The sequence below is a fragment of the Achromobacter spanius genome, from assembly GCF_002812705.1.
Classification (GTDB): Bacteria; Pseudomonadota; Gammaproteobacteria; order Burkholderiales; family Burkholderiaceae_B; genus Achromobacter; species Achromobacter spanius.
Window position 1 is genome coordinate 5,887,215 of record NZ_CP025030.1, and the last position, 20,245, is coordinate 5,907,459.

Here is a 20,245-nt window from a genome sequence, read left to right on the forward strand (position 1 = left end):
GGTATTCATTTCAGCAATCCGTCCTTGCGGAACATATCTTTGATGCCGCGCACCGCTTGCCGGGTGCGCTGCTCGTTTTCGATAAGAGCGAAGCGTACGTAGTCGTCGCCATACTCGCCGAAGCCGATCCCGGGGGACACGGCCACTTTCGCATCCGACAGGACACGCTTGGCAAATTCCAAAGAGCCCATCGCCCGGTAGGGCTCGGGGATCTGCGCCCAGATATACATGGACGCCTTGGGAATTTCCACATTCCAACCTGCTTCATGCAGACCGCGCACGAGCACGTCGCGGCGGCTTTGGTATTGGGCCACGATCTCGCTCACGCAATCCTGCGGGCCGTCCAGGGCGGCAATCGACGCCACCTGGATCGGCGTGAACGTACCGTAGTCGTGATAGCTCTTGATGCGCGCCAGCGCGTTGACCAGCTCGCGGTTGCCGACCATGTAGCCGATGCGCCAGCCCGCCATGTTGTAGCTCTTGCTCATCGTGAAGAACTCGACGGCCACATCACGCGCGCCGGGCACTTGCATGATGGACGGCGCCACGTAGCCGTCGAACGTGATGTCGGCATAGGCCAGGTCATGCACCACCAGGATGTCGTGTTCCTTGGCCAGCGCCACGACCCGTTCAAAGAACGACAGGTCCACGCACTGCGCGGTCGGGTTGCTGGGAAAGCCCAGCACCATCATCTTGGGCTTCGGGATGGATTCGCGCACCGCGCGTTCCAGCTCTTCGAAGAAATCAACGCCGGGCGTCATGCGCACCGAGCGGATGTTGGCGCCGGCAATGACGGCACCATAAATGTGGATCGGGTAGCTGGGGTTGGGCACCAGCACCGTGTCGCCGCGATCCAGCGTCGCCAGCATCAGGTGAGCCAGGCCTTCTTTCGAGCCAATCGTGACGATGGCTTCGGAATCCGGGTCGAACTCGACCGCGTAGCGGCGCTGATACCAGTCACAGATGGCCTTGCGCAGACGCGGGATGCCCTTGGACACCGAGTAGCCGTGCGTGGTCGGGCGCGAGGTGGCCTCAACCATCTTGTCGACGATGTGCTTGGGCGTTGCGCCGTCCGGATTACCCATGGACATATCGATGATGTCCTCGCCCCGCCGACGCGCCGCCATCTTGAGCTCGCCAGTAATGTTGAAAACGTACGGGGGCAAACGCTCGATGCGAGAGAACTTCCTCATGATGGGAATCCTTAGGGGCGGAAAGGGCGAAAAAACCAGGGCGCGGTCGCGCGAAGGGGAAAAGGGCTCAAAGCCGCGCCAGCTCACGTTTGCAGCGCAGCAAAACCCTGTAATCTAGCGCAACGACGGCCATGCGGCAAATGGGGCAAAAACGGGTCCGTTTCCTCATTGAAAAGACAGGCTTTTTTTCGACTGCCCACAAGCGCCAAAAACCACGTTGTTGCAAGGCAGGGAATCCGCTTATGTCGTACAGCAACGAAGCCCCCAACACTGCAACCCATGGCGAGTCTGATGCGCTATCATCAAGCCCATCAAGCCGGAGTTTTTATTGAAGCTGCATACCGATCCTGCAACGGCCGCGCTGAACACCGTCACCGCCTACGGTGAGGGTTACATCGAGGTCAACCAAGTCCGTTTTTCTTCGTCGGTCGCATTTGGCCCCGAAGGCGAAGTTGCCGAATGGCCCGCTGCATCGCCGGCCGACATCACCTCTTCCCTGTTGCATCAGGCGGCCGGTTTGACCGAGCCCGTCCGCGACCCGATGGCCTTCCTGGATGAACCGGAAGCCAGCCCCAGCCGCCCGGCCAATGCGCCCGAAGTGCTGCTGGTGGGCACGGGCGCCCGGCAACAGTTCCTGCGTCCCGAAGTGTTGCGTCCCCTGTTGGCCATGGGAATCGGCGTCGAGATCATGGACACGCACGCCGCCTCTCGCACCTACAACATCCTGATGGCCGAGGGCCGGCGCGTGGTCGTCGCCCTTATCCCTCCCAACGGAGAATCACAGAAATGACGCCCAGCATCGGCAAGCCCGCCCCGCCATTCACCGCGGAAAGCACCATTGGTCCGATCAGCCTTGACCAATGCCAGGGCCGCGCCGTGATCCTGTATTTCTACCCCAAGGACAACACGCCTGGCTGCACCACCGAAAGCCAGGACTTCCGCGACCTGCACGCCGAATTCCTGGCGGCCAGCGCCGTGGTCATCGGTATCTCGCGCGACTCGCTGAAGTCGCATGAGAACTTCAAGGCCAAGTACGAACTTCCTTTCCCCCTCATCTCCGACGCCGACGAAACCGTGTGCAATCTGTTCGGCGTCATCAAGCAGAAGAATATGTACGGCAAGCAGGTGCGAGGCATTGAGCGCAGCACCTTTTTGATCGACGCCTATGGCGTGCTGGTGCAGGAGTGGCGCGGGGTGAAGGTCCCGGGCCACGCCAAGGAAGTCCTGCAGGCCGCAAAAAGCATCGGTTAGCCGTACAAGGAACAGCCGTCAGGCGCTATAGCTGGCCCACCCTGGAGAGTGACGCATATGCCGCTTCCGAAGTTGCCCACCCGTCCCGCAGCCATCCTGACCTTCCCCTCGGGCGAAACCGCCCGGGCGCAGGCCCGCACCACCAAGACTGCCGCTGCGCAGTCCAACGCCCAAGCCGTGCTTGCCGATGACGACGACGAGCTGCTCATGCAGCCTGAACTCGACGGCATGACGGCGCCGGCCCGCAAGGCGCAGATTCCCGCGCCTGCTCGCCAAGTGCCTCCGCCCGCCCCCGCACCCGCCGCCAGCACACCGGCGCGTCCGGCCAAGGCCGCAACCAGCCCGACCAAACGCGCGAAGCCGCGCGCCCAGAACGAACCGCGCAAGCTGTTCGTGCTGGACACCAACGTGCTGCTGCACGACCCCAGCTCGCTGTTCCGCTTTGAAGAGCACGACATCTTCCTGCCGATGATGACGCTGGAAGAGCTGGACCACCAAAAGAAAGGCATGTCTGAAGTGGCGCGCAATGCGCGTCAGGTCAGCCGCTCGCTGGACGCGCTGGTGCAAGACGCCACGCAACTGGACGAAGGGCTGGAACTGGCCAAGCTGGGCAACAAGGACGCCACGGGCCGCCTGATGTTCCAGACGACCGCCATCCACAGCACGCTGCCGTCCGACTTGCCCATGGGCAAGGCCGACAACCAGATCCTGGGCGTCGTCCGCGCCCTGCAGGAAAAATACCCGCAGCGCGAAGTGGTGCTGGTGTCCAAGGACATCAACATGCGCCTGAAGGCGCGTGCGCTGGGCATGGCCGCGGAAGACTACTTCAACGATCACGTCCTGGAAGACTCTGACCTGATGTATTCGGGCGTGATGCAGTTGCCCGAAGACTTCTGGAACAAGCACGGCAAGGACGTGGAGTCGTGGCAGCAAGGCGGCACCACCTTCTACCGCATCCACGGCCCGCTGTGCTCGCAGTTCGTCGTCAACCAGTTCGTTTACTTCGAAGGCCAGATGCCGCTCTACGCGCAGGTGCGCGAAGTCAGCGGCAAGATGGCGGTGCTGGCCACCCTGCGCGACTACACCCATGGCAAGAACAACGTCTGGGGCATCACGGCGCGCAACCGCGAGCAGAACTTCGCCATGAACCTGCTGATGAACCCGGAGTGCGACTTCGTGTCGCTGCTGGGCCAGGCGGGCACGGGCAAGACGCTGTTGGCGCTGGCGGCCGGCATTACGCAGGTACTGGAAACCAAGCGCTACACCGAGATCATCATGACGCGCGTCACGGTGCCTGTCGGCGAAGACATCGGTTTCCTGCCCGGCACGGAAGAAGAAAAGATGTTGCCTTGGATGGGCGCGTTGGAAGACAACCTGGATGTGCTCAATATGGGCGAAGGCGAAGGCAACGGGGACTGGGGGCGCGCCGCTACCATGGACCTGATCCGTTCGCGCATCAAGGTCAAGTCGCTGAACTTCATGCGCGGCCGCACGTTCCTGAACAAGTACCTGATCATCGACGAAGCGCAGAACCTGACGCCCAAGCAGATGAAGACGCTGGTGACCCGCGCGGGCCCCGGCACCAAGGTGATCTGCCTGGGCAACGTTGCCCAGATCGATACGCCGTATCTGACCGAAGGCAGCTCGGGCCTGACGTTCGTCGTCGACCGCTTCAAGGGCTGGCCGCATTCCGGCCACGTCACCTTGCAGCGCGGCGAACGTTCGCGCCTGGCCGACTACGCGGGGGATGTGCTGTAAGGCACTGTTCTCCTTCGCATAAAAAAAGCCCCTTGAAAGCGATTTCAAGGGGCTTTTTCTTGCCTGGACACCCAGGCCGACGTGCTTACTTGTCGGCCGCGTTGGTGATGGCATTGCCGGCCCTGGACATATCGCGGCCCATGCCCGCCACGGTATTGCAACCGGCGAGCACGAATCCGAATACGACAAAGGCGGTCAGCACGATCTTGCCGCGCATGCTGTCAACTCCTGAACAAAAATTATCGAAGCAAAGGCGTCAGACGATCTGCACGCGCAGTTCGCCCAGCCCTTCCACGCCACCCGTGATCACGTCGCCTTGCACCACGGCGCCCACGCCTTCGGGCGTGCCGGTGAAGATGATGTCGCCCGGTTGCAGTTCAAACAGGCCCGACAGGTAGGAAATGCTCTCCGGAATATTCCACAACATCTGCGAGATGTCGCTAGCCTGCTTGCGCTGGCCGTTCACGTCCAGCCAGATCGCGCCCTTGTCCAGCGTGCCCACGACGCTGCGCGGGTGGATCGGGCCGATCGGGGCGGACTCATCGAAGGCCTTGCCGATTTCCCAGGGGCGGCCCTGCTTTTTCATTTCGCCTTGCAGGTCGCGGCGGGTCATGTCCAGGCCCAGCGCGTAGCCCCACACGCAATCGTTGGCTTGGTCGACCGGAATGTCGCGGCCGCCCTTGCCCAGCACCACGACCAGTTCCATTTCGTAGTGCAGGTTCGAGGTCTTGGGCGGGTAGGTCATCTTGCCCGTCTCGCCGTCGGCCACCGAACGCACGGCGTCGGCGGGCTTGCAGAAGAAGAACGGGTCTTCACGGCCGGTGAAACCCATTTCCTTGGCGTGTTCGGCGTAGTTGCGGCCCACGCAGTAGACGCGGCGCACCGGGAACAGCGCGGCGCTGCCGGCAACGGGGACCGCCACGGGCGGTTGGGGAGGTAATACGTAGTCCATGAGCGATCAACCTATGACAAGTACGTGACTGTAAACCGGCCAATATCTTACCCCCGGCGACCGGGGGCATTCTCAGCCGGGGGCCGCCCGGCAATAAAAATCATCCGCGAGTTTATCCCGTTCCGGGCGGCCCGGCGCGCCCGCGTTACGTTCAGGAAAACGTAGGGATTTCGCCGTCGAAAACCACCAGGCGCTCGATGAAATCGGCCATATAGCCTTTCATTTCCTGATGCGCGGGCGACACCTGGTAGCGGTCATGCGCCCCGCTGTCCGCGAAAGCCGCCACCACGGCGTGCGTCAGGCCATCGGCGCGGCTGGCCTGGTTAGGCCGGAACGCATAGCCGGATACCCCCTCGCATTCGGCCAGGATCCGCTCGCAATAGCCTTGGACGCGGGCATGAAAATCGCCGTTGGCGGCGGGCGACAGTTGCAACATCACCACATGCAGAAACATCAGGACTCCTTTTTAGCGCCCGTCGCGGCCAACCAGGCGCGCGACACCAAGCCCATGATGCCGTCTCGAAACAGCAGCACGCATAGAACAAAGATTGCCCCCTGCACGATCAGCACCCACGAACCCAGCGGCGCCAGATAGTTCTGCAGGGACACAAACGTGAGCGCACCGACCAGCGGGCCGAACACCGTACCGATGCCGCCCAGAAGCGCCATCAGCACCACCTCGCCATTGGCGTGCCAGTGCACGTCCGTCAGCGACGCCACGCCGAACACCAGCACTTTCAGCCCGCCCGCCAAGCCCGCCACCGAGGCCGACAGCGTGAACGCCAGCAACTTGTAGCGCGACGTGGAATATCCCAATGAGCGCGCCCGCTGCTCGTTGTCGCGCACCGACCGGATCACTTCACCGAACGGGGAGTTCAGCACGCGCAGCACGAAGGCATAGCCCAGGGCAAATACGGCCAGCGTGAAGTAGTACATCGGCATCACGTTTTGCAGATCGAAAATGCCGAACAGCTTGCCGCGCGGCACGCTTTGCAAGCCGTCTTCACCACCCGTGAAGCCCGCTTGCACCGCAATGAAGTAGACCAGTTGCGACAACGCCAGGGTGATCATCGCGAAGTAGATGCCCTGGCGACGGATGGCGATGGCGCCGAACACCAGCCCCAGCAGCCCGCCCGTCACCACGCCCGCCAAGAGCCCGAGTTCCGGCGTGGCGCCCAGCAACTTCATCACGATGCCGGTTGCATACGCGGCCGCGCCAAAGAATGCCGCATGGCCGAACGACAGCAGGCCCACATAGCCCACCAGCAGATTGAATGCCGCGGCGAACAGCGCGAAGCACAACACCTTCATCAGGAACGTGGGGTAGACGAACCAGGGCGCGGCCAACGCCACCACGGCCAGCACCGCCATCGCCACGCGCATCGCGCGCCGGCTCAGTTGCACGGGTTGGCGCGTGGCTTCGGCCGCCAGCACGTTTTGCACCTGCAAGGGCTTGCCGAACAGCCCGGCCGGCTTGCACAGCAGCATCAGCACCATGATGATGAAGATCGCCAGGTTGGCGGCCTCGGGGTAGAACACCTTGGTCAGGCCTTCGATGATGCCCAGCCCGAAGCCGCTGACGATGGCGCCCATGATGGACCCCATGCCGCCAATCACCACCACCGCGAACACCACCACGACCAGGTTCGACCCCATCATCGGGCTCACCTGGTATATGGGCGCCGCGATCACGCCCGCTACCGAGGCCAGCGCCACGCCCAGCGCGTAGGTCAGCGTGATCAGCAAGGGCACGTTGATGCCGAACGAACGCACGATGGTGGGGTTCTCGGTCGCGGCGCGCAGCATGGCGCCCACGCGCGTTTTCTCGATCAGCACCCATACCGCCAGGCAAAGCACCAACGACACCACCACCGCCCAGCCGCGATACCACGGCAGGAACATGAAGCCCAGGTTCACGCCCCCCGTCAACGCCTTGGGGATGGTGTAGGGCAAGCCCGACACGCCATAGGCCTGGCGCAGTCCCCCTTCAATCAGCAGGGCAATGCCAAAGGTCAGCAGCAGCCCATACAAGTGGTCCATGCGATAGGTGCGGGAAATCAGCAAGCGTTCGACCACGACGGCGAACACCGCCATGATCAGCGGCACCAGCACCAGGGCGGCCCAGTAGTTCACGCCCAGGTAATTCAACAGCATCCAAGCCAGGAACGCGCCGGCCGTGTACTGCGCGCCATGGGCGAAGTTGATGATGTTCAACAGGCCGAAAATCACCGCCAGCCCAATCGAGAGCAAGGCGTAGAAAGAACCGTTGATCAGGCCAAGCAGAAGCTGGCCGAACAGCGCCGAGGACGGCACACCGAAAATTTCGAACACAGGGATTCTCCTTTCAGACGCCCAGGCGCGCCGCGATCCGAGCGGGATCGCTGCGCGCCTCATCCGCCGACAACTGATCCACCACGCAGCCGTGCTCCATGACGTAGTGGCGGTCGGCCACCTTGGTCGCAAAGCGGAAGTTCTGCTCGACCAGCACGATGGTGAAGCCGCGCGCTTTCAGCGTGCGGATGGCTTGCCCGATCTGTTGCACGATGACGGGCGCCAGGCCTTCGGTGGGCTCGTCCAGCAGGATCAATTGCGCGCCCGTGCGCAGGATGCGCGCGATGGCCAGCATCTGCTGCTCGCCGCCCGACAGGTTGCCGCCGGAACTGGCGCTGCGTTCACGCAGGTTTGGAAACAGCGTGTAGATCTCGTCCAGCGACATGCCGCCGTCGGCCAGTCGTGGCGGCAGCATCAGGTTTTCGGTGACGCTCAAGCTGCGAAACACCGCGCGCTCTTCGGGGCAATAGACCACGCCCAGACGCGGAATGCGGTGCGGCGCCATGCCCACGGTTTCTTGGCCGTTCAGCCGGATGGAGCCGCGCCGCTTGTCCATGATGCCCATGATGGCGCGCAAGGTGGTCGTCTTGCCCGCGCCGTTGCGGCCCAGGATGGTGACGAGTTCACCCCGATTCACGTCAATGTTCACGCCGTGCAGCACGTGCGATTCGCCGTACCAGGCGTTAAGGTCGTTGATTGCCAGCATGTCAGTGCGCCTCCTCGTCCGAACCCATGTACGCCGTGATGACGCGCTCGTCGCGCGACACCGCCGCGTAGTCGCCCTGCGCCAGCACGGCGCCGCGCGCCAGCACGGTGATGGTGTCGGACAGGTCCGCCACCACGGACAGGTTGTGCTCGACCATCAGGATGCTGCGATTGGCAGACACGCGCCGGATCAGCGCCGTGATGCGAAGCACGTCTTCCTGGCCCAGGCCGGCCATGGGTTCGTCCAGCAGCATGATCTCGGGCTCCAGCGCCAGCGTCATCGCGATCTCAAGCGCGCGCTTGCGGCCGTAGGGCAAGAGCGCCGCCGTCGCGTCCGCCAGGTTGGCCAGGCCGACTGCGTCCAGCAGTTCCATCGCGCGTTCGTTCAGATGGTCCACGCTGCGCCGGCTGCGCCAGAAGCGCATGCCGTCGCCATGCTGGCGCATCAGCGCCACGCGCATGTTCTGCAGCACCGTCAGGCCCAGGAACACCGCCGAAATCTGGAATGACCGCACGATGCCCAGGCGCGCGATCTGCTCCGGCGCCAGCGCCGTGATGTCGCGGCCACGGTAGTGAATGACGCCTTCATCGGGCGTCAGGAACTTGGTCAGGAGATTGAAGCAGGTGGTCTTGCCGGCGCCGTTGGGGCCGATCAGGGCGTGGACGGAGCCTTCGTGCAGGGCAAGGGTCACGCCGTCGACGGCATTGAAGCCGCCAAAGCGCTTGACCAGCCCCTGGGCGGACAGAACCGCTTGGGTGCTTGGGGTCGTCATGATGGGCCTCTTACATGCGGGCCAACAGGCCGCCATCGATCGCCAGGACATGCCCGTTGACGAACGAAGCGGCCTTCGAGGCCAGATACACCACGGCGGGCGCGACATCTTCCGGCGTCGCCCAACGGCCCACCGGCACCGAGGCCGACAGGAACGATTGAAACTGCGGATTGTCTTGCAGGCCCTGTGTGAAGTCGGTGCGCACGAAACCCGGCGCCAGCGCATTGCACGTTACGCCGCTGGCGCCATATTCCACGGCCAATGCGCGCGTGAAAGCGGCGATGGCGCCCTTGGCGGTGGCGTAGGCCGCAATGTTGGGCATGGTGGCCTGCCCCGCCACGGAAGACATCAGCACGATACGGCCGAAACCGCGCTTGCCCATGCCCGGCAGCACGGCGCGCGCACAATGAAAGGCGCCGTTCACGTGCACGTTCTGCAAGGCCTGCCATTCGGCGGGCGTCATCTCGACCACGGGTTTGCGATTTTGATTGCCGGCGTTGCTGACCAACACATCAATGGCCAGGCCGGCGTTTTCCAACCGCGCCACCGCATCGGCCACCGCCCCGGCGTCCGCCACGTCGAAGGGCGCGCCATGGGCATCGATACCCAGCGCCACCAGCTTCGCGACGGCGGCATCGCACGCGGCTTGCGACAGGTCGTTGACCACCACCCGCGCGCCCGCCCGGCCCAGGGCTTCGGCAATGGCGTAGCCCAGCCCCCGGGCCGCGCCCGTCACCAGCGCGACGCGCCCCGCCAGACCGAACGTCTGGTCCAGATAGTCGTGTTTCAAGCTTGTCTCCTTGTTTTATGCACCGAATCTCTAGGTCCGGCCTGTGTCGTTCCTTGCTTTCCGGCTGCAAAAACAAAGTTGACATCAATCTCAATATACGCGACTATTTTTAAACGCTCAATAACAAGATTTTTGCTTTATCTTCGATAACGAGTAATGGCTAGGAGACAATCATGGCCCTCGAAACCCCCGGCTGCCCCGCCGCCAATGCGCTGCCGCCCCTGGCATCGCGCTTTCTGAAAGTGGCCGAGCTGCCCTGGAAGCCCACGCAGGTGGAAGGCATCGACATGAAGGTGCTGATGCAGGACAAGGAAAGCGGCCTGCTCACCGCCCTGTTCCGCTGGCAGCCCGGCACCGAACTGCCGCTGCATGAACACGTGGAAGTCGAACAAACCTATGTACTGGAAGGCTCCATCGTGGATGCCGAAGGCGAGGTCTGCGCGGGCGATTACGTCTGGCGTCCGCGCGGCAACCAGCACGTGGCCCGCGCGCCCAACGGCGCGCTGGTGCTCAGCTTTTTCCTCAAGCCCAATCTGTTCATCGCCGCCTACGCCGGCCAGACGCTGGAATAGGCCGACCGGCCTTTCAACCCTGCAAGACCCCGCAATATCCCGCATGACCGCCCGGCACAGGGCGGCGCGCAAAAGAACTAGCCCCCAAGGAGACACCCCATGAAGACCCGTTTCAAGAACAGCCTTGCCGCCTGCGTGTTGGGCGCCCTGTCCGTGCCCGCCATGGCGCAGGTATCGGACGATGTCGTGAAGATCGGCGTACTGGGCGACCAGTCCGGCATGATGGCGGACCTGTCCGGCAAGTTCGGCGTCGAGGCCGTGAAGATGGCGGTTGAGGATTTCGGTGGCAAGGTGCTGGGCAAGCCCATCGAAGTGATCTCGGCCGACCATCAGAACAAGGTGGACATCGGGGTGTCGATCGCTCGCCGCTGGTACGAGAACGACAAGGTGGACCTGATCCTGGATGTGCCCAACTCGGCCATCGCCCTGGCCGTGCAGGACCTGACGCGCCAGATGAAGCGCGTAGTGATCTTCACCAGCGCCGGCTCGGCCGACTTGACCGGCAAGGCGTGTTCGCCCAACGGCATGCACTGGACCTACGACACCTATGCCTACGCCACCGGCGTGGCCAATGGCGTGATCGAAGACGGCGGCAAGAGCTGGTTCTTCATCACGTCCGACTACGCCTTCGGCCATTCGCTGGAACGCGACGCCATGGCCGTGGTGAAGGCCAAGGGCGGGCAAGTGGTGGGCAGCGTGCGACATCCCATCGCCAGTTCGGACTTCTCGTCGTTCCTGTTGCAGGCGCAGGCATCGAAAGCACAGGTCATCGGCCTGGCCAACGGCAGCGGCGACACCATCAACAGCATCAAGCAGGCGTTCGAATTCGGCATCATGGGCAGCAAGCAACGCGTGGCGGCGCTCTTCATGAGCATCGTCGACGTGCGCAGCGTGGGGCTGGAATATGCGCAGGGCCTGAACCTGGTGGAGCCCTTCTACTGGGACCAGGACGACAAGGCTCGCCAGTGGTCCGAACGCTACTTCAAGCGCACGGGCCGCATGCCGTCGATGGTTCAGGCCAGCAACTACAGCGCCACGATGCACTACCTGAACGCCATCAAGGCCGCGGGCTCGGATGCATCAGAACCCGTGCTGAAGAAGATGCACGACACGCCCATCAATGACTTCATGACCGAGAATGGCCGTATCCGCGAAGACGGGCGCATCATGCGCGACCTGTACCTGTTCCAGGTCAAGAAGCCGTCGGAGTCCAAGCGTGAGTGGGACTACTACAAGCTGGTGCGCAAGATTCCGGCCGAACAGGCGTTCCGCCCGCTCAAGGACGGCGGCTGCTCGCTGGTGAAGTCGTGATGGACGGCGCGCTGTCGCTCTTGGCCGGCAAGCGCGCCGTCGTCACGGGGGGCGCCAACCCCCGTGGCATCGGCGCGGCGGTCGTCGACCTGTTTCTTGCGCAAGGCGCCACCGTCGCGGTGCTGGACTATGCCTACCCCGAAGGCGGCGCCAGCGCGCTGAGCGATCGCCGCGTCAATCTGCACTGCGATGTCTCGCGCGGCGTCTCGTGCGAGGCCGCGATGGAACTGGCCAACGCGGCCCTGGGCGGCATCGACGTGCTGGTCAACAACGCCGGCATCGTCGCCGCCACGCGCATCTGGGATTTGCCCGAAGACGAATTTCGCCGCATGGTCGACGTCAACCTGACCGGCACCTACAACGTCACACACGCCGCCCTGCCCGCGTTGCTGGAAAGCACGCGGCAACCGGCCATCGTCAACCTGGGATCCACCGCCGCGCTGCGCGGCGGCGGGCTGCTGGGCGGATCACACTACGCGGCGTCCAAGGGCGGCGTCATCAGTTTCACCAAGGCGTTGGCGCGCGAACTGGGCCCGCGCGGCGTGCGCGCCAACTGCGTGGCGCCGGGCATTATTGAAACCGACATGACGCTGGGAAAATTCGGCGAAAATTGGGAACAAGAACTCAAACAGGGCATTCCGCTGCAACGCTTCGGCTCACCCGCCGAAGTGGCCCAAGCCATACTCTTCCTGGCCTCGGACTTGTCCTCGTATTCAACCGGCATCGTGGTCGACGTCAACGGCGGCTTCCACATTCACTAGGCACGTCCCGAAGCAATGAGCACTCCCGATCGCATGCTGTCCATCCTCGACCTTTTTCGCGACGACACCACCGCCGCGTTTCAGGAGGACGTCATGGCGCATCTGGATTGCTCGCGCGCCACGGCGTATCGGTACTTGAAGTCATTGACCGAAAGCGGGCTGCTGGCGCCCACGGCCGGCGGCGCCTATGTGCTGGGTTCGCGCATCATCGAACTGGACCGCCATCTGCGCCAGCACGATCCCTTGATGCGCGCCGCGCGCGACGTCATGCGCGCCACGGGCGACGAACTGCACGCCAACCTGATGCTGTGCAGCTATTACGGCGACAAGGTCATGTGCGTGGACCGCTACTGGACCGACAACTCCATTGAATCCAGCTACGCGCGCGGCCGGCCCTTCCCCATGTTCCGGGGCGCCACGGCCAAGCCCATCCTGGCGAACCTGCCGCCCTACCAGTTGCGCAACCTGATGCTGTGGCACGCGGCCGAAATCCGCGAGGCCGGCCTGGGTGAAGACTGGGACGAATTCCGCGCCAACCTGAAGCGGCTGCGCACGGCGGGCGTGTGCGTGTCGCACGGCGAGGTCGACCGCGGCCTGATGGGGATCGGCGCGGCTATTTTCAGCCCCGAGCAAAAAGTGGTGGGCAGCCTGGTGTTCATCGCCGCCCAGGCGCATACATCACCGCAGCGCCTGGAGGTATTGCAGGCGCGCATCCAGGTGGCGGCGGCCGAGGTGTCGCAGAACCTGCAAGCCCCACAAAGCAACGGCGCGGCGGCGATCGGCATCATGCCGTCGCGGCCGCGCCGCATCAGGGTCCCGGCCGGTGCATCACCGGCGCGGACCAAAGCCTGATCAGGCCTTGTTGTAGCGTTCGACGCTGTTCACGATTTCTTCGTGAGCGGCGTCCACGCCCTTCCAACCCTTGACCTTGACCCACTTGCCCTTTTCGAGATCTTTGTAGTGCTCGAAAAAGTGCTGGATGCGAGCGACGTCTTCGGTCGGCAGGTCTTCGTACGACTTGATGTTGCGATACGGGGGATACAGCTTTTCGATCGGCACGGCCAGCAGCTTGGCGTCGCCGCCCGACTCATCGTCCATTTCCAGCACGCCGATGGCGCGGCAGCGCACGACGGCGCCGATCTGGATGGGGAACGGGGTCAGGACCAGCACGTCGGCGGGGTCGCCGTCTTCCGACAGGGTTTGCGGGATGTAGCCGTAGTTGCACGGGTAGTGCATGGCGGTCAGCATGAAGCGGTCAACGAAAATCGCGCCCGTGTCCTTGTCGACCTCGTACTTCACCGGGTCGGCGTTCATGGGGATTTCGATGATGACGTTGAAGTCTTCCGGCAGCTTCTTGCCAGGGGAGACGCGATCAAGACTCATGATTCAACCTTGTTGTTTGTCTGAAGAAATGTTCAAAGCGAGCCGTCGTCCTTGAACGGCGGCTTGGTCGCCGGCACCGGTGCCGATGCCGGGGCCGATGCCGGGGCGGACGTGGGCTTCGGGCTGGCGGCGGGCGCTGGCGTATACGTGGGCACGGGGTCATCGAAAGCCGCCGCCGGAATCGGGGCGCTGTCGAAGTACTCGTCGATGTCGGACGTGCCGCCGGCCAGCGGCGCGTCTTCGGGCGCCAGCGCGCGATCGCGCTGATCGCGGCTGACGCGGGCATCCGGGTCCAGCACGTAGTCAGAGGCCGAGGCCGCCACCGCGGGCGGCAGCGGCGGATAGTCGCCGGAGATGTCCGCATCGCCGTCCGTGTCAGACATGCCCACCGCATAGCCGCCTTCGGCGTCCAGGTGATAGGGGTCGGAACCGGTATCCGCGGCGGGCAAGGCGGCATCTGCCGCCAACACCGGCAGCGCCATGCTGGCGGCGGTTGCCAGGCGCCAGTGGCGCATGGCGTCCGCGGGCCGGTCCAGGCGATCGTAGAGGCTGCCCAACAAGGCATGCGTCTGCGCGTCGCTGCGCCGGCTCAGGCTGCGCAAGAGATAGCGCTCGGCTTGGCCCCACAATTGGCCGTTCAGGCACAGCATGCCCAGCGCGGTGAGCAGGTCCGGGTCGGTCGGACGCTGCTGCAACCAGGTCTCGGCCTTGGCAAGACGGCGCGACACCTGGTCGGATTCGCAGCGCGCGTAAGCCGCCACCAAGGTCGGGTTGAACTTGACGGCAATGGCGGCTTCCAGCACGCGCGCCGCTTCGTTGGCTTCGCCGGCGGCATCAAAGGCGGCGGCGCCAGACAAGGCGATGTCGGGCAGCAGGCGTTCTTCGGCTTTCAGGTCTTTCCAGATGGCGCGCCAGCCGTCGCCATGGGCCGCCGCGCGCAAGCGCGCCGCGCCGGAAGCGTCGATCAGGGCGTCGGCTTCAGAGCGAGCCAGCGCGTTGCGGCGCACCAGGCCGCGAGCCAGGGTAAAGACCTGATCGTGGTGATGCAGCGCGGTGTGTGCGCGCAGCAGCAGGCGCATCGTGTGCAGGTGGCGAGCGCCGCCATCAGCCAAGGGCGCAAGCACTGCCAGCGCGCGTTCGGGGCGGCCTTGGTCCAGCAGCATATCGGCCGATACCGTTGCCGTGGCTTCAACCATGCCCGGATCCGTACCGGCCTGCTCTTGCGCGGTGGCCAACAGACGGTCGCGACGATCGAACTCGCCCAAGCCGTGCGCGGCGCGAGCCGCGGACAAGGCCGCCAGCACGCGGCGCGTCTGCACCTTGGTCTGGTCGAGCAGCTTGGTCAGGTCTTTTTCGGCGACGCCGTAGCGGCCTTCAAGCAGGCCGATCCAGCCACGTTCCAGCAATTCATGGTCGCGCGCCTGCGCACGCTTGCCGCGCCACACGCGGACGCGGTCCGGAATGGCAAGCAGCCAGGCCAACAGGCGCAGCCCCACATAAAGCACGATGAAGGTCGCCACAACCAGCAGCACCGCCAGCGTGAGCGACATGTTGATGCGCCACGGCCAGACCAGCAACAGCACGTTGCCGGAATGCGAGCGCAGCACCACCGCCAGGGCGACGGCGATGACGGCGAGCAGCAGTGTCCAGAACCAGGTACGCATAAGGCTCAGTCCTGCTCGCTAGTCTTGAAACCCGCGGCGCGCAAGGCGGCCACGGCGTTCAAGCTGTCAGCCACTTCGGGCATGCGCACGGCGATGTCGGTCTGCGCCAACTCGCGTGCCAGCGTCTGCGCGGCGACGGTGTCGGGGGAGCGGCCGTCGAAGTACTTGGACAAGGTCACGCCCACGTTGTCGAGCTCGCTTTTCCAGACGGCGGGTTGACGCATCAGCATGGCCAACTGGACGGTCAACAGGCGCTGGCGCAGCGTGCCGCGCACCTGGTCGGCCTGTTCTGGCGACAGCAGCAGCGCGGCGGGTTCGTCAACGCGCTGGATGGTGATCAAGCCGCCCAGTTCCTGGGCCAGGGCCGACCCGGCACGGCCGGGCCACGAGACAACTTCCGCGCGCCAACGTTGCCACCAGGGCGCGTCGGCGGGCAGGCCGGCTTGCGGATCAATGGCAGGCGCCGGGGCAACAGCCGGCCGGGTTTCGCCAGCGGCGGCCACGCCCGGGGCCACGGAATCGGGCACCAGCAACGGCGCCTTGCTCACCAGCGCCACCAGGCGCTCGATGCGCGCGGATTGGGCGGGAATGTCCACGGTGGACACCGCGCGCAGGCGATCCAGATCGCCGTTGATGGCTTGCTGCAAGCTGGAGAAACGCGGGCGGTCGGCGCGCGCCAAGCGCGATTGCGCCGTTTCCAGCGCAACGATGGCGTTGGAGACGTTGCCGGCCAGGCGCAATTGCTGGTTGGCAATGGTCAGAAGGCGCTCAACGTCGTTGGCCAGCAGTTCATCGCTGGCGCTGTCATTGAAGTTCTGCCACGCCAGTTGCAGCGCGTTGTATTGGCTTTGCGTTTCGCGAACGGTGTCTTCAAGCTCGCCCACGCGGCCGGCTTGCGCCTGGGCCAAGGCCAGCGCTTCGCGCGTGTCCTTGCGTGCCTGCGCCACGTCGGCGGTCAGGGTGTCGATACGGGAAGCCACCTCGCGTCCGGCGGACACAAACTGGGTGCGTTGCTTCCACAGCGCATAACCCAGGCCGACGGCCAGCAGGATGACGATTATCAGGGCGGTGACCAAGGGGCCATTGCCGCGCTTGGCCGGACGGGCCTTGACGGGATCGGCCGGGGCCGATGCGGGCGCGCTTGCGCCCGGGGCGGCCGTGTGAACGACCGGATCGGTAGCGGGAGTCTTGTCTGTCATGACGCGATTGTATTCGGTGTCAGTCCGATGCAACGAATCAAGCAGCAACAAAAGCCTGGAATATCGACTCGTCGTTGGGCAAGCAGATTTTTACCATTGCCGACGCGTCGGCGCCATGACAGGCCGGTAAGACGCGCCGCGCGAGCGACGGGTGCGTCAGCACAAAACGGCATTGCTGCCACCATGGCCCCAGGCCCGCCGCGTCCAGATTCGCGCGTATGGCATCCGCGCCCTCGCCGCTGGTGATGAGCCAGGTGGCGAAAACGCCCGCGTCCGCCCAGCGCCGCAACGCCGCCAGCGCCTCGGCATCCCAGACAGCCGGACGCCTGAGATAGGCCGCATGGCGCGTAACGGCGGCACCGTGGGCCTCAAGCTTGTCGCCCAACCAGTCACGGCCCTGCGTGCCGCGCACCAGCAGCACGCGGGACGGCAAGCTGGGCAGGCTGCAAAGTACTTCCCACAAGGCTTCGGAATCGTGGCTGGGAGCGTCGTCGCCAGGATGCAAGACTGTTGTATTCGCGCAAAAGGCGGCCGATTCGCGCAGCGCTTGCGCGCTGGCGGGGCCGACCGTGGCGGCTATCACTTCAGCGGGCCAGGCGCCTTCGCCGTGCACCGCCGAGAGTTGCCGCAGGTATTGCTTGGCCGCGTTGCCACTGACGAAAACGACCATGTCGAAGTCCGCCGGACGCGGCAACTGCGCGGCGGGCACGTCGAACGCATGAATTTCCAGCGCGGGAAGCACACAGGCGTGCCAGCCGGCGTCGATCAGACGGCCGGCCAGCGCCTCGTTGCGGCCCTCGGGCCGCGTCAGGACGGCGACTCGGGCGGGGCTGGACATCAGTCCGGCCGAGGATCGGCTTGCAGCAGTTCCTGGAGGATGGCGGCGGCGCCGGCATCCAGCAGCTCTTGTGCAGCGGCTTCGCCCAGAGTTTCAGCATCGGCCACGGGGCCGCTGCGGGCCGTGCGCACCATGCGCTCGCCATCCGGCGAAGCCACCAGCGCGCGTAGCGACAGCGTATCGCCCGAGATCTGGGCGAATGCCGCCAATGGCACCTGACAGGAACCACCCAGCTTGCGCGACACCGCCCGTTCGGCCAGCACGCACGACGTGGTGGGCGCGCTGATCAGCGGCGCCAGCCATGCACGCATGTCGTCGCGGTCGTTGCGGATTTCGATGCCGAGTGCGCCCTGCCCCGCGGCCGGCAGGCTATCGGCCGGGTCCAGCAGGCTGCGGATGCGTTCGGCCAGGCCCAGGCGTTCGAGGCCGGCCGCGGCAAGCACAATGGCGTCGTATTCGCCTTTATCCAGCTTGCCCAGGCGGGTGTCCAGATTGCCGCGCAGCGGCTTGACCACCAGTTCCGGAAAGCGCGCGCGTATCTGCGATTCGCGGCGCAGGCTGGACGTACCCACGACCGCGCCCGCCGGCAGATCTGCCAGGTTGGCATAGCGATTGGATACGAAGGCATCGCGCGGGTCCGCGCGATCAAGAATGGCGCACAGCTCGAACGGAGCTTGCAGATCCACCGGCACGTCCTTCAAGGAGTGCACGGCCAGATCAGCGCGTCCGTCGAGCAACGCGTTTTCAAGTTCCTTGACGAACAAACCTTTGCCACCGACCTTGGACAAGGTTCGGTCCAGGATCTGATCGCCTCGGGTCGTCAGGGTAAGAAGCTCAACCGCGCACGCTGGGTACAGCGTGCGCAGCCGGTCGCGCACATGCTCAGCTTGCCAAAGGGCAAGCCGGCTGGCGCGGGTCGCAATGACCAGGCGTTGCGGAAGAGACACGAGCGGTCATCAAACGAAATTGGAGACGATGACCGTCGCGACTATCCCGAGGATGGCCAGCACGAAAAGGCCCTGAAGGAGGCTCAGGCCCGATTCGGATTGCTGGGGATCGACGGATCTACGCAGACTCATGTGCTGATTCCTTGGAAGCGGTTTTGCGGCTTGCAAGCCACCGTCCAAGGACAACAACGAGCAAGGCGCCGATAATTTCTGCAGCGATTTTAACCGTAGTCGGCTGAACACCGAATTGACGTTCGACAACCACATCGGTAATCAGCATGCCACCCGCGATCCAGCCCAGCAGAGCCGCGCCAAAGGTAACCACCAGCGGATACTTGTCGATCAGCTTCAGGACCAGGGTGCTGCCCCAGATGATGATCGGCACACTGACGATCAGGCCGAAGGCAACCAGGCCGATCTGATGGTCGGCGTGGGCGTTCTGGGCCGCGCCGGCAATGGCGATCACGTTGTCCAGGCTCATCACGAAGTCAGCGATGATGATGGTCTTGATGGCGGCGGCGATGGACGTTCCGCCCTTCACGTTGCCATGCGCATCGTCTTCGGGGACCAGGAGCTTGACGCCGATCCAGACCAGCAACAAACCGCCAACGACCTTCAGGAACGGAATCGACAGAAGCGTCAACGCAAAAGCGATCAGCACGACACGCAGGATGATGGCGCCCGCGGTGCCCCAAAGAATGCCCTGCATGCGCTGCTTGGGCGCCAAATTGCGGCACGCCAACGCGATCACGACCGCGTTATCGCCGCCGAGCAGGATGTCGATGAGAATGATCTGGAATACCGCTGCCCAACTCAGCGTCTGGAAAAACTCAAGCACTATAGAACCCCCGAAGGCATTTATGAAAAGAAAGGCCGGTCCCGAGCCGGCCATCCCGCCGCGCCGCGCGCGGCGCGGCAGGATCATTCAAAACAACTGATTATTGTAATTCAGCTTTCATTCAGCTTTCTGGCGCATCAGTAAAACTTTACCAATTGCCAGCACCAGCACCGCGCCCAGCGCGCCCGTCATCAGCGCAAAGCTGTGATGGGTGATGCCCAAGGCCGCGTCAATACGCGCCACCGGTTCCTGCAAGGCGGGATCGCCGACCAGCAATTCACCAGCAATAAAGCCCAACAGTGCCGCACCCACCCAGACGATGACCGGGAAGCGCTCGATCACTTTCAACAGCAAGGTGCTGCCGAAGATAACCAGCGGGATGCTGATGGCCAAGCCCAGCACCAGCAAGGTCGTATCGCCCATTGCCGCGGCGGCAACCGCCACCACGTTGTCCAGGCTCATGACCAAATCGGCAATCATGATAGTGCGAATTGCGGTCAGAAGATTACCTTGCGTCTTGCCCGCGCCGTCCTCTTCGCCTTCCGGCAACAGCAGCGTCACGCCGATGTAGACCAGTAACAGCGCGCCGATCAGCTTCAGGTACGGCAACAGCAGCAACTTGGCCGCCACCAGGGTCAGCACGATACGCATGATGATCGCGGCGGCCGAGCCTATCGTGATCGCTTTCTTTTGTTGTGCCGGAGGCAGCGAGCGCGCCGCCAGCGCAATGACCACGGCGTTGTCGCCCGACAGCAAAATATTGACCCAAATGATCTGGAGCAGCGCTATCCAGAATGCCGCTGAACTGAGTTCCATGCCTCTCTTTCCTAGGTGTTGATCCCCCTAGGACGAACCAAATTAATGGATGAACAAAACAAGAGCCGTACTGGCCGTCTTCGTGCGAGCGCGACGGCATTCTTGCTGGGTACGAGCGAAATTTCTTTCATTATAGTTTCGTTCAGCTTGCCGAATGGTTGCA

At 64.0% G+C, this 20,245-nt stretch carries 22 protein-coding genes; 7 read left to right on the forward strand and 15 right to left on the reverse strand.

The window, feature by feature from the left end; all coding sequences use genetic code 11:
• Positions 1-5: 5 nt before the first annotated feature.
• A complete protein-coding gene (gene alaC / locus CVS48_RS26705; RefSeq protein WP_006218372.1) occupies positions 6-1,193 on the reverse strand; it encodes an alanine transaminase in 1,188 nt (395 codons plus the stop codon).
• A gap of 328 nt (positions 1,194-1,521) precedes the next feature.
• Here alaC and CVS48_RS26710 point away from each other — a divergent pair, with 328 nt between their 5' ends.
• The 3 genes from CVS48_RS26710 to CVS48_RS26720 are packed head-to-tail and all read left to right on the forward strand — an operon-like array spanning position 1,522 to position 4,202.
• The gene (locus CVS48_RS26710) at positions 1,522-1,983 is read left to right on the forward strand and encodes an Mth938-like domain-containing protein (RefSeq protein WP_050445990.1); all 462 of its coding nucleotides are present in this window, start codon (positions 1,522-1,524) and stop codon (positions 1,981-1,983) included.
• On the forward strand, positions 1,980-2,444 hold the full coding sequence (locus CVS48_RS26715; protein WP_100857083.1) for a peroxiredoxin: 465 nt from the start codon (positions 1,980-1,982) through the stop codon (positions 2,442-2,444). The genes CVS48_RS26710 and CVS48_RS26715 overlap by 4 nt, the downstream gene beginning before the upstream one ends.
• 57 nt (positions 2,445-2,501) lie before the next feature.
• The gene (locus CVS48_RS26720) at positions 2,502-4,202 is read left to right on the forward strand and encodes a PhoH family protein (RefSeq protein WP_100857084.1); all 1,701 of its coding nucleotides are present in this window, start codon (positions 2,502-2,504) and stop codon (positions 4,200-4,202) included.
• 85 nt (positions 4,203-4,287) lie between these two features.
• Here CVS48_RS26720 and CVS48_RS26725 read toward each other — a convergent pair whose 3' ends face one another.
• From CVS48_RS26725 to CVS48_RS26755, 7 genes are all read right to left on the reverse strand, one after another.
• The gene (locus tag CVS48_RS26725) at positions 4,288-4,419 is read right to left on the reverse strand and encodes an entericidin A/B family lipoprotein (RefSeq protein ID WP_006218367.1); all 132 of its coding nucleotides are present in this window, start codon (positions 4,417-4,419) and stop codon (positions 4,288-4,290) included.
• A gap of 39 nt (positions 4,420-4,458) precedes the next feature.
• Positions 4,459-5,154, reverse strand: coding sequence for a fumarylacetoacetate hydrolase family protein (locus CVS48_RS26730; RefSeq protein WP_050445993.1), 696 nt, complete (start codon positions 5,152-5,154; stop codon positions 4,459-4,461).
• A 151-nt stretch (positions 5,155-5,305) separates the two neighbouring features.
• The gene (locus CVS48_RS26735) at positions 5,306-5,608 is read right to left on the reverse strand and encodes a Dabb family protein (RefSeq protein ID WP_100857085.1); all 303 of its coding nucleotides are present in this window, start codon (positions 5,606-5,608) and stop codon (positions 5,306-5,308) included.
• On the reverse strand, positions 5,608-7,485 hold the full coding sequence (locus CVS48_RS26740; RefSeq protein ID WP_100857086.1) for an ABC transporter permease: 1,878 nt from the start codon (positions 7,483-7,485) through the stop codon (positions 5,608-5,610). The genes CVS48_RS26735 and CVS48_RS26740 overlap by 1 nt, the downstream gene beginning before the upstream one ends.
• A 13-nt stretch (positions 7,486-7,498) precedes the next feature.
• Positions 7,499-8,191, reverse strand: a complete 693-nt coding sequence (locus tag CVS48_RS26745; RefSeq protein WP_100857087.1) for an ABC transporter ATP-binding protein — start codon at positions 8,189-8,191, stop codon at positions 7,499-7,501.
• 1 nt (position 8,192) lies between these two features.
• Positions 8,193-8,963, reverse strand: a complete 771-nt coding sequence (locus tag CVS48_RS26750) for an ABC transporter ATP-binding protein (RefSeq protein ID WP_100857088.1) — start codon at positions 8,961-8,963, stop codon at positions 8,193-8,195.
• Between the two features lie 10 nt (positions 8,964-8,973).
• Entirely contained in the window at positions 8,974-9,753 is a 780-nt protein-coding gene (locus CVS48_RS26755) for an SDR family NAD(P)-dependent oxidoreductase (RefSeq protein WP_100857089.1), read from the reverse strand.
• Between the two features lie 173 nt (positions 9,754-9,926).
• Between CVS48_RS26755 and CVS48_RS26760 the strand changes: the two genes are divergently transcribed.
• The 4 genes from CVS48_RS26760 to CVS48_RS26775 all read left to right on the forward strand — a co-directional run bounded on the left by CVS48_RS26760 (position 9,927) and on the right by CVS48_RS26775 (position 13,249).
• On the forward strand, positions 9,927-10,325 hold the full coding sequence (locus CVS48_RS26760) for a cupin domain-containing protein (protein WP_100857090.1): 399 nt from the start codon (positions 9,927-9,929) through the stop codon (positions 10,323-10,325).
• Between the two features lie 99 nt (positions 10,326-10,424).
• Positions 10,425-11,636, forward strand: a complete 1,212-nt coding sequence (locus CVS48_RS26765) for an ABC transporter substrate-binding protein (RefSeq protein ID WP_100857091.1) — start codon at positions 10,425-10,427, stop codon at positions 11,634-11,636.
• The gene (locus tag CVS48_RS26770) at positions 11,636-12,397 is read left to right on the forward strand and encodes an SDR family oxidoreductase (protein ID WP_100857092.1); all 762 of its coding nucleotides are present in this window, start codon (positions 11,636-11,638) and stop codon (positions 12,395-12,397) included. The genes CVS48_RS26765 and CVS48_RS26770 overlap by 1 nt, the downstream gene beginning before the upstream one ends.
• 15 nt (positions 12,398-12,412) lie before the next feature.
• Entirely contained in the window at positions 12,413-13,249 is an 837-nt protein-coding gene (locus CVS48_RS26775; protein ID WP_100857093.1) for an IclR family transcriptional regulator, read from the forward strand.
• On the opposite strand, the gene ppa is transcribed toward CVS48_RS26775, so the two are convergent.
• From ppa to CVS48_RS26810, 7 genes are all read right to left on the reverse strand, one after another.
• Positions 13,250-13,780, reverse strand: a complete 531-nt coding sequence (gene ppa, locus CVS48_RS26780; RefSeq protein WP_050446009.1) for an inorganic diphosphatase — start codon at positions 13,778-13,780, stop codon at positions 13,250-13,252.
• A gap of 32 nt (positions 13,781-13,812) precedes the next feature.
• Positions 13,813-15,444: a heme biosynthesis HemY N-terminal domain-containing protein gene (locus CVS48_RS26785; RefSeq protein WP_100857094.1), complete on the reverse strand. Its 1,632-nt coding sequence runs from the start codon at positions 15,442-15,444 to the stop codon at positions 13,813-13,815.
• 5 nt (positions 15,445-15,449) lie between these two features.
• Positions 15,450-16,643, reverse strand: a complete 1,194-nt coding sequence (locus tag CVS48_RS26790; RefSeq protein ID WP_100857877.1) for a uroporphyrinogen-III C-methyltransferase — start codon at positions 16,641-16,643, stop codon at positions 15,450-15,452.
• 37 nt (positions 16,644-16,680) lie between these two features.
• The gene (locus CVS48_RS26795; RefSeq protein WP_100857095.1) at positions 16,681-17,481 is read right to left on the reverse strand and encodes a uroporphyrinogen-III synthase; all 801 of its coding nucleotides are present in this window, start codon (positions 17,479-17,481) and stop codon (positions 16,681-16,683) included.
• Positions 17,481-18,428 carry a hydroxymethylbilane synthase gene (gene hemC, locus CVS48_RS26800; protein ID WP_100857096.1) on the reverse strand — a complete coding sequence of 316 codons (948 nt, stop codon included), beginning with the start codon at positions 18,426-18,428 and terminating at the stop codon, positions 17,481-17,483. Before hemC ends, CVS48_RS26795 begins: the two co-directional genes overlap by 1 nt.
• Before the next feature lie 118 nt (positions 18,429-18,546).
• On the reverse strand, positions 18,547-19,266 hold the full coding sequence (locus CVS48_RS26805) for a TerC family protein (protein ID WP_100857878.1): 720 nt from the start codon (positions 19,264-19,266) through the stop codon (positions 18,547-18,549).
• A 117-nt stretch (positions 19,267-19,383) separates the two neighbouring features.
• Positions 19,384-20,082 (reverse strand): TerC family protein, encoded by a 699-nt coding sequence (locus CVS48_RS26810; RefSeq protein ID WP_050446013.1) that lies wholly within the window; start codon positions 20,080-20,082, stop codon positions 19,384-19,386.
• Positions 20,083-20,245: the final 163 nt, after the last annotated feature.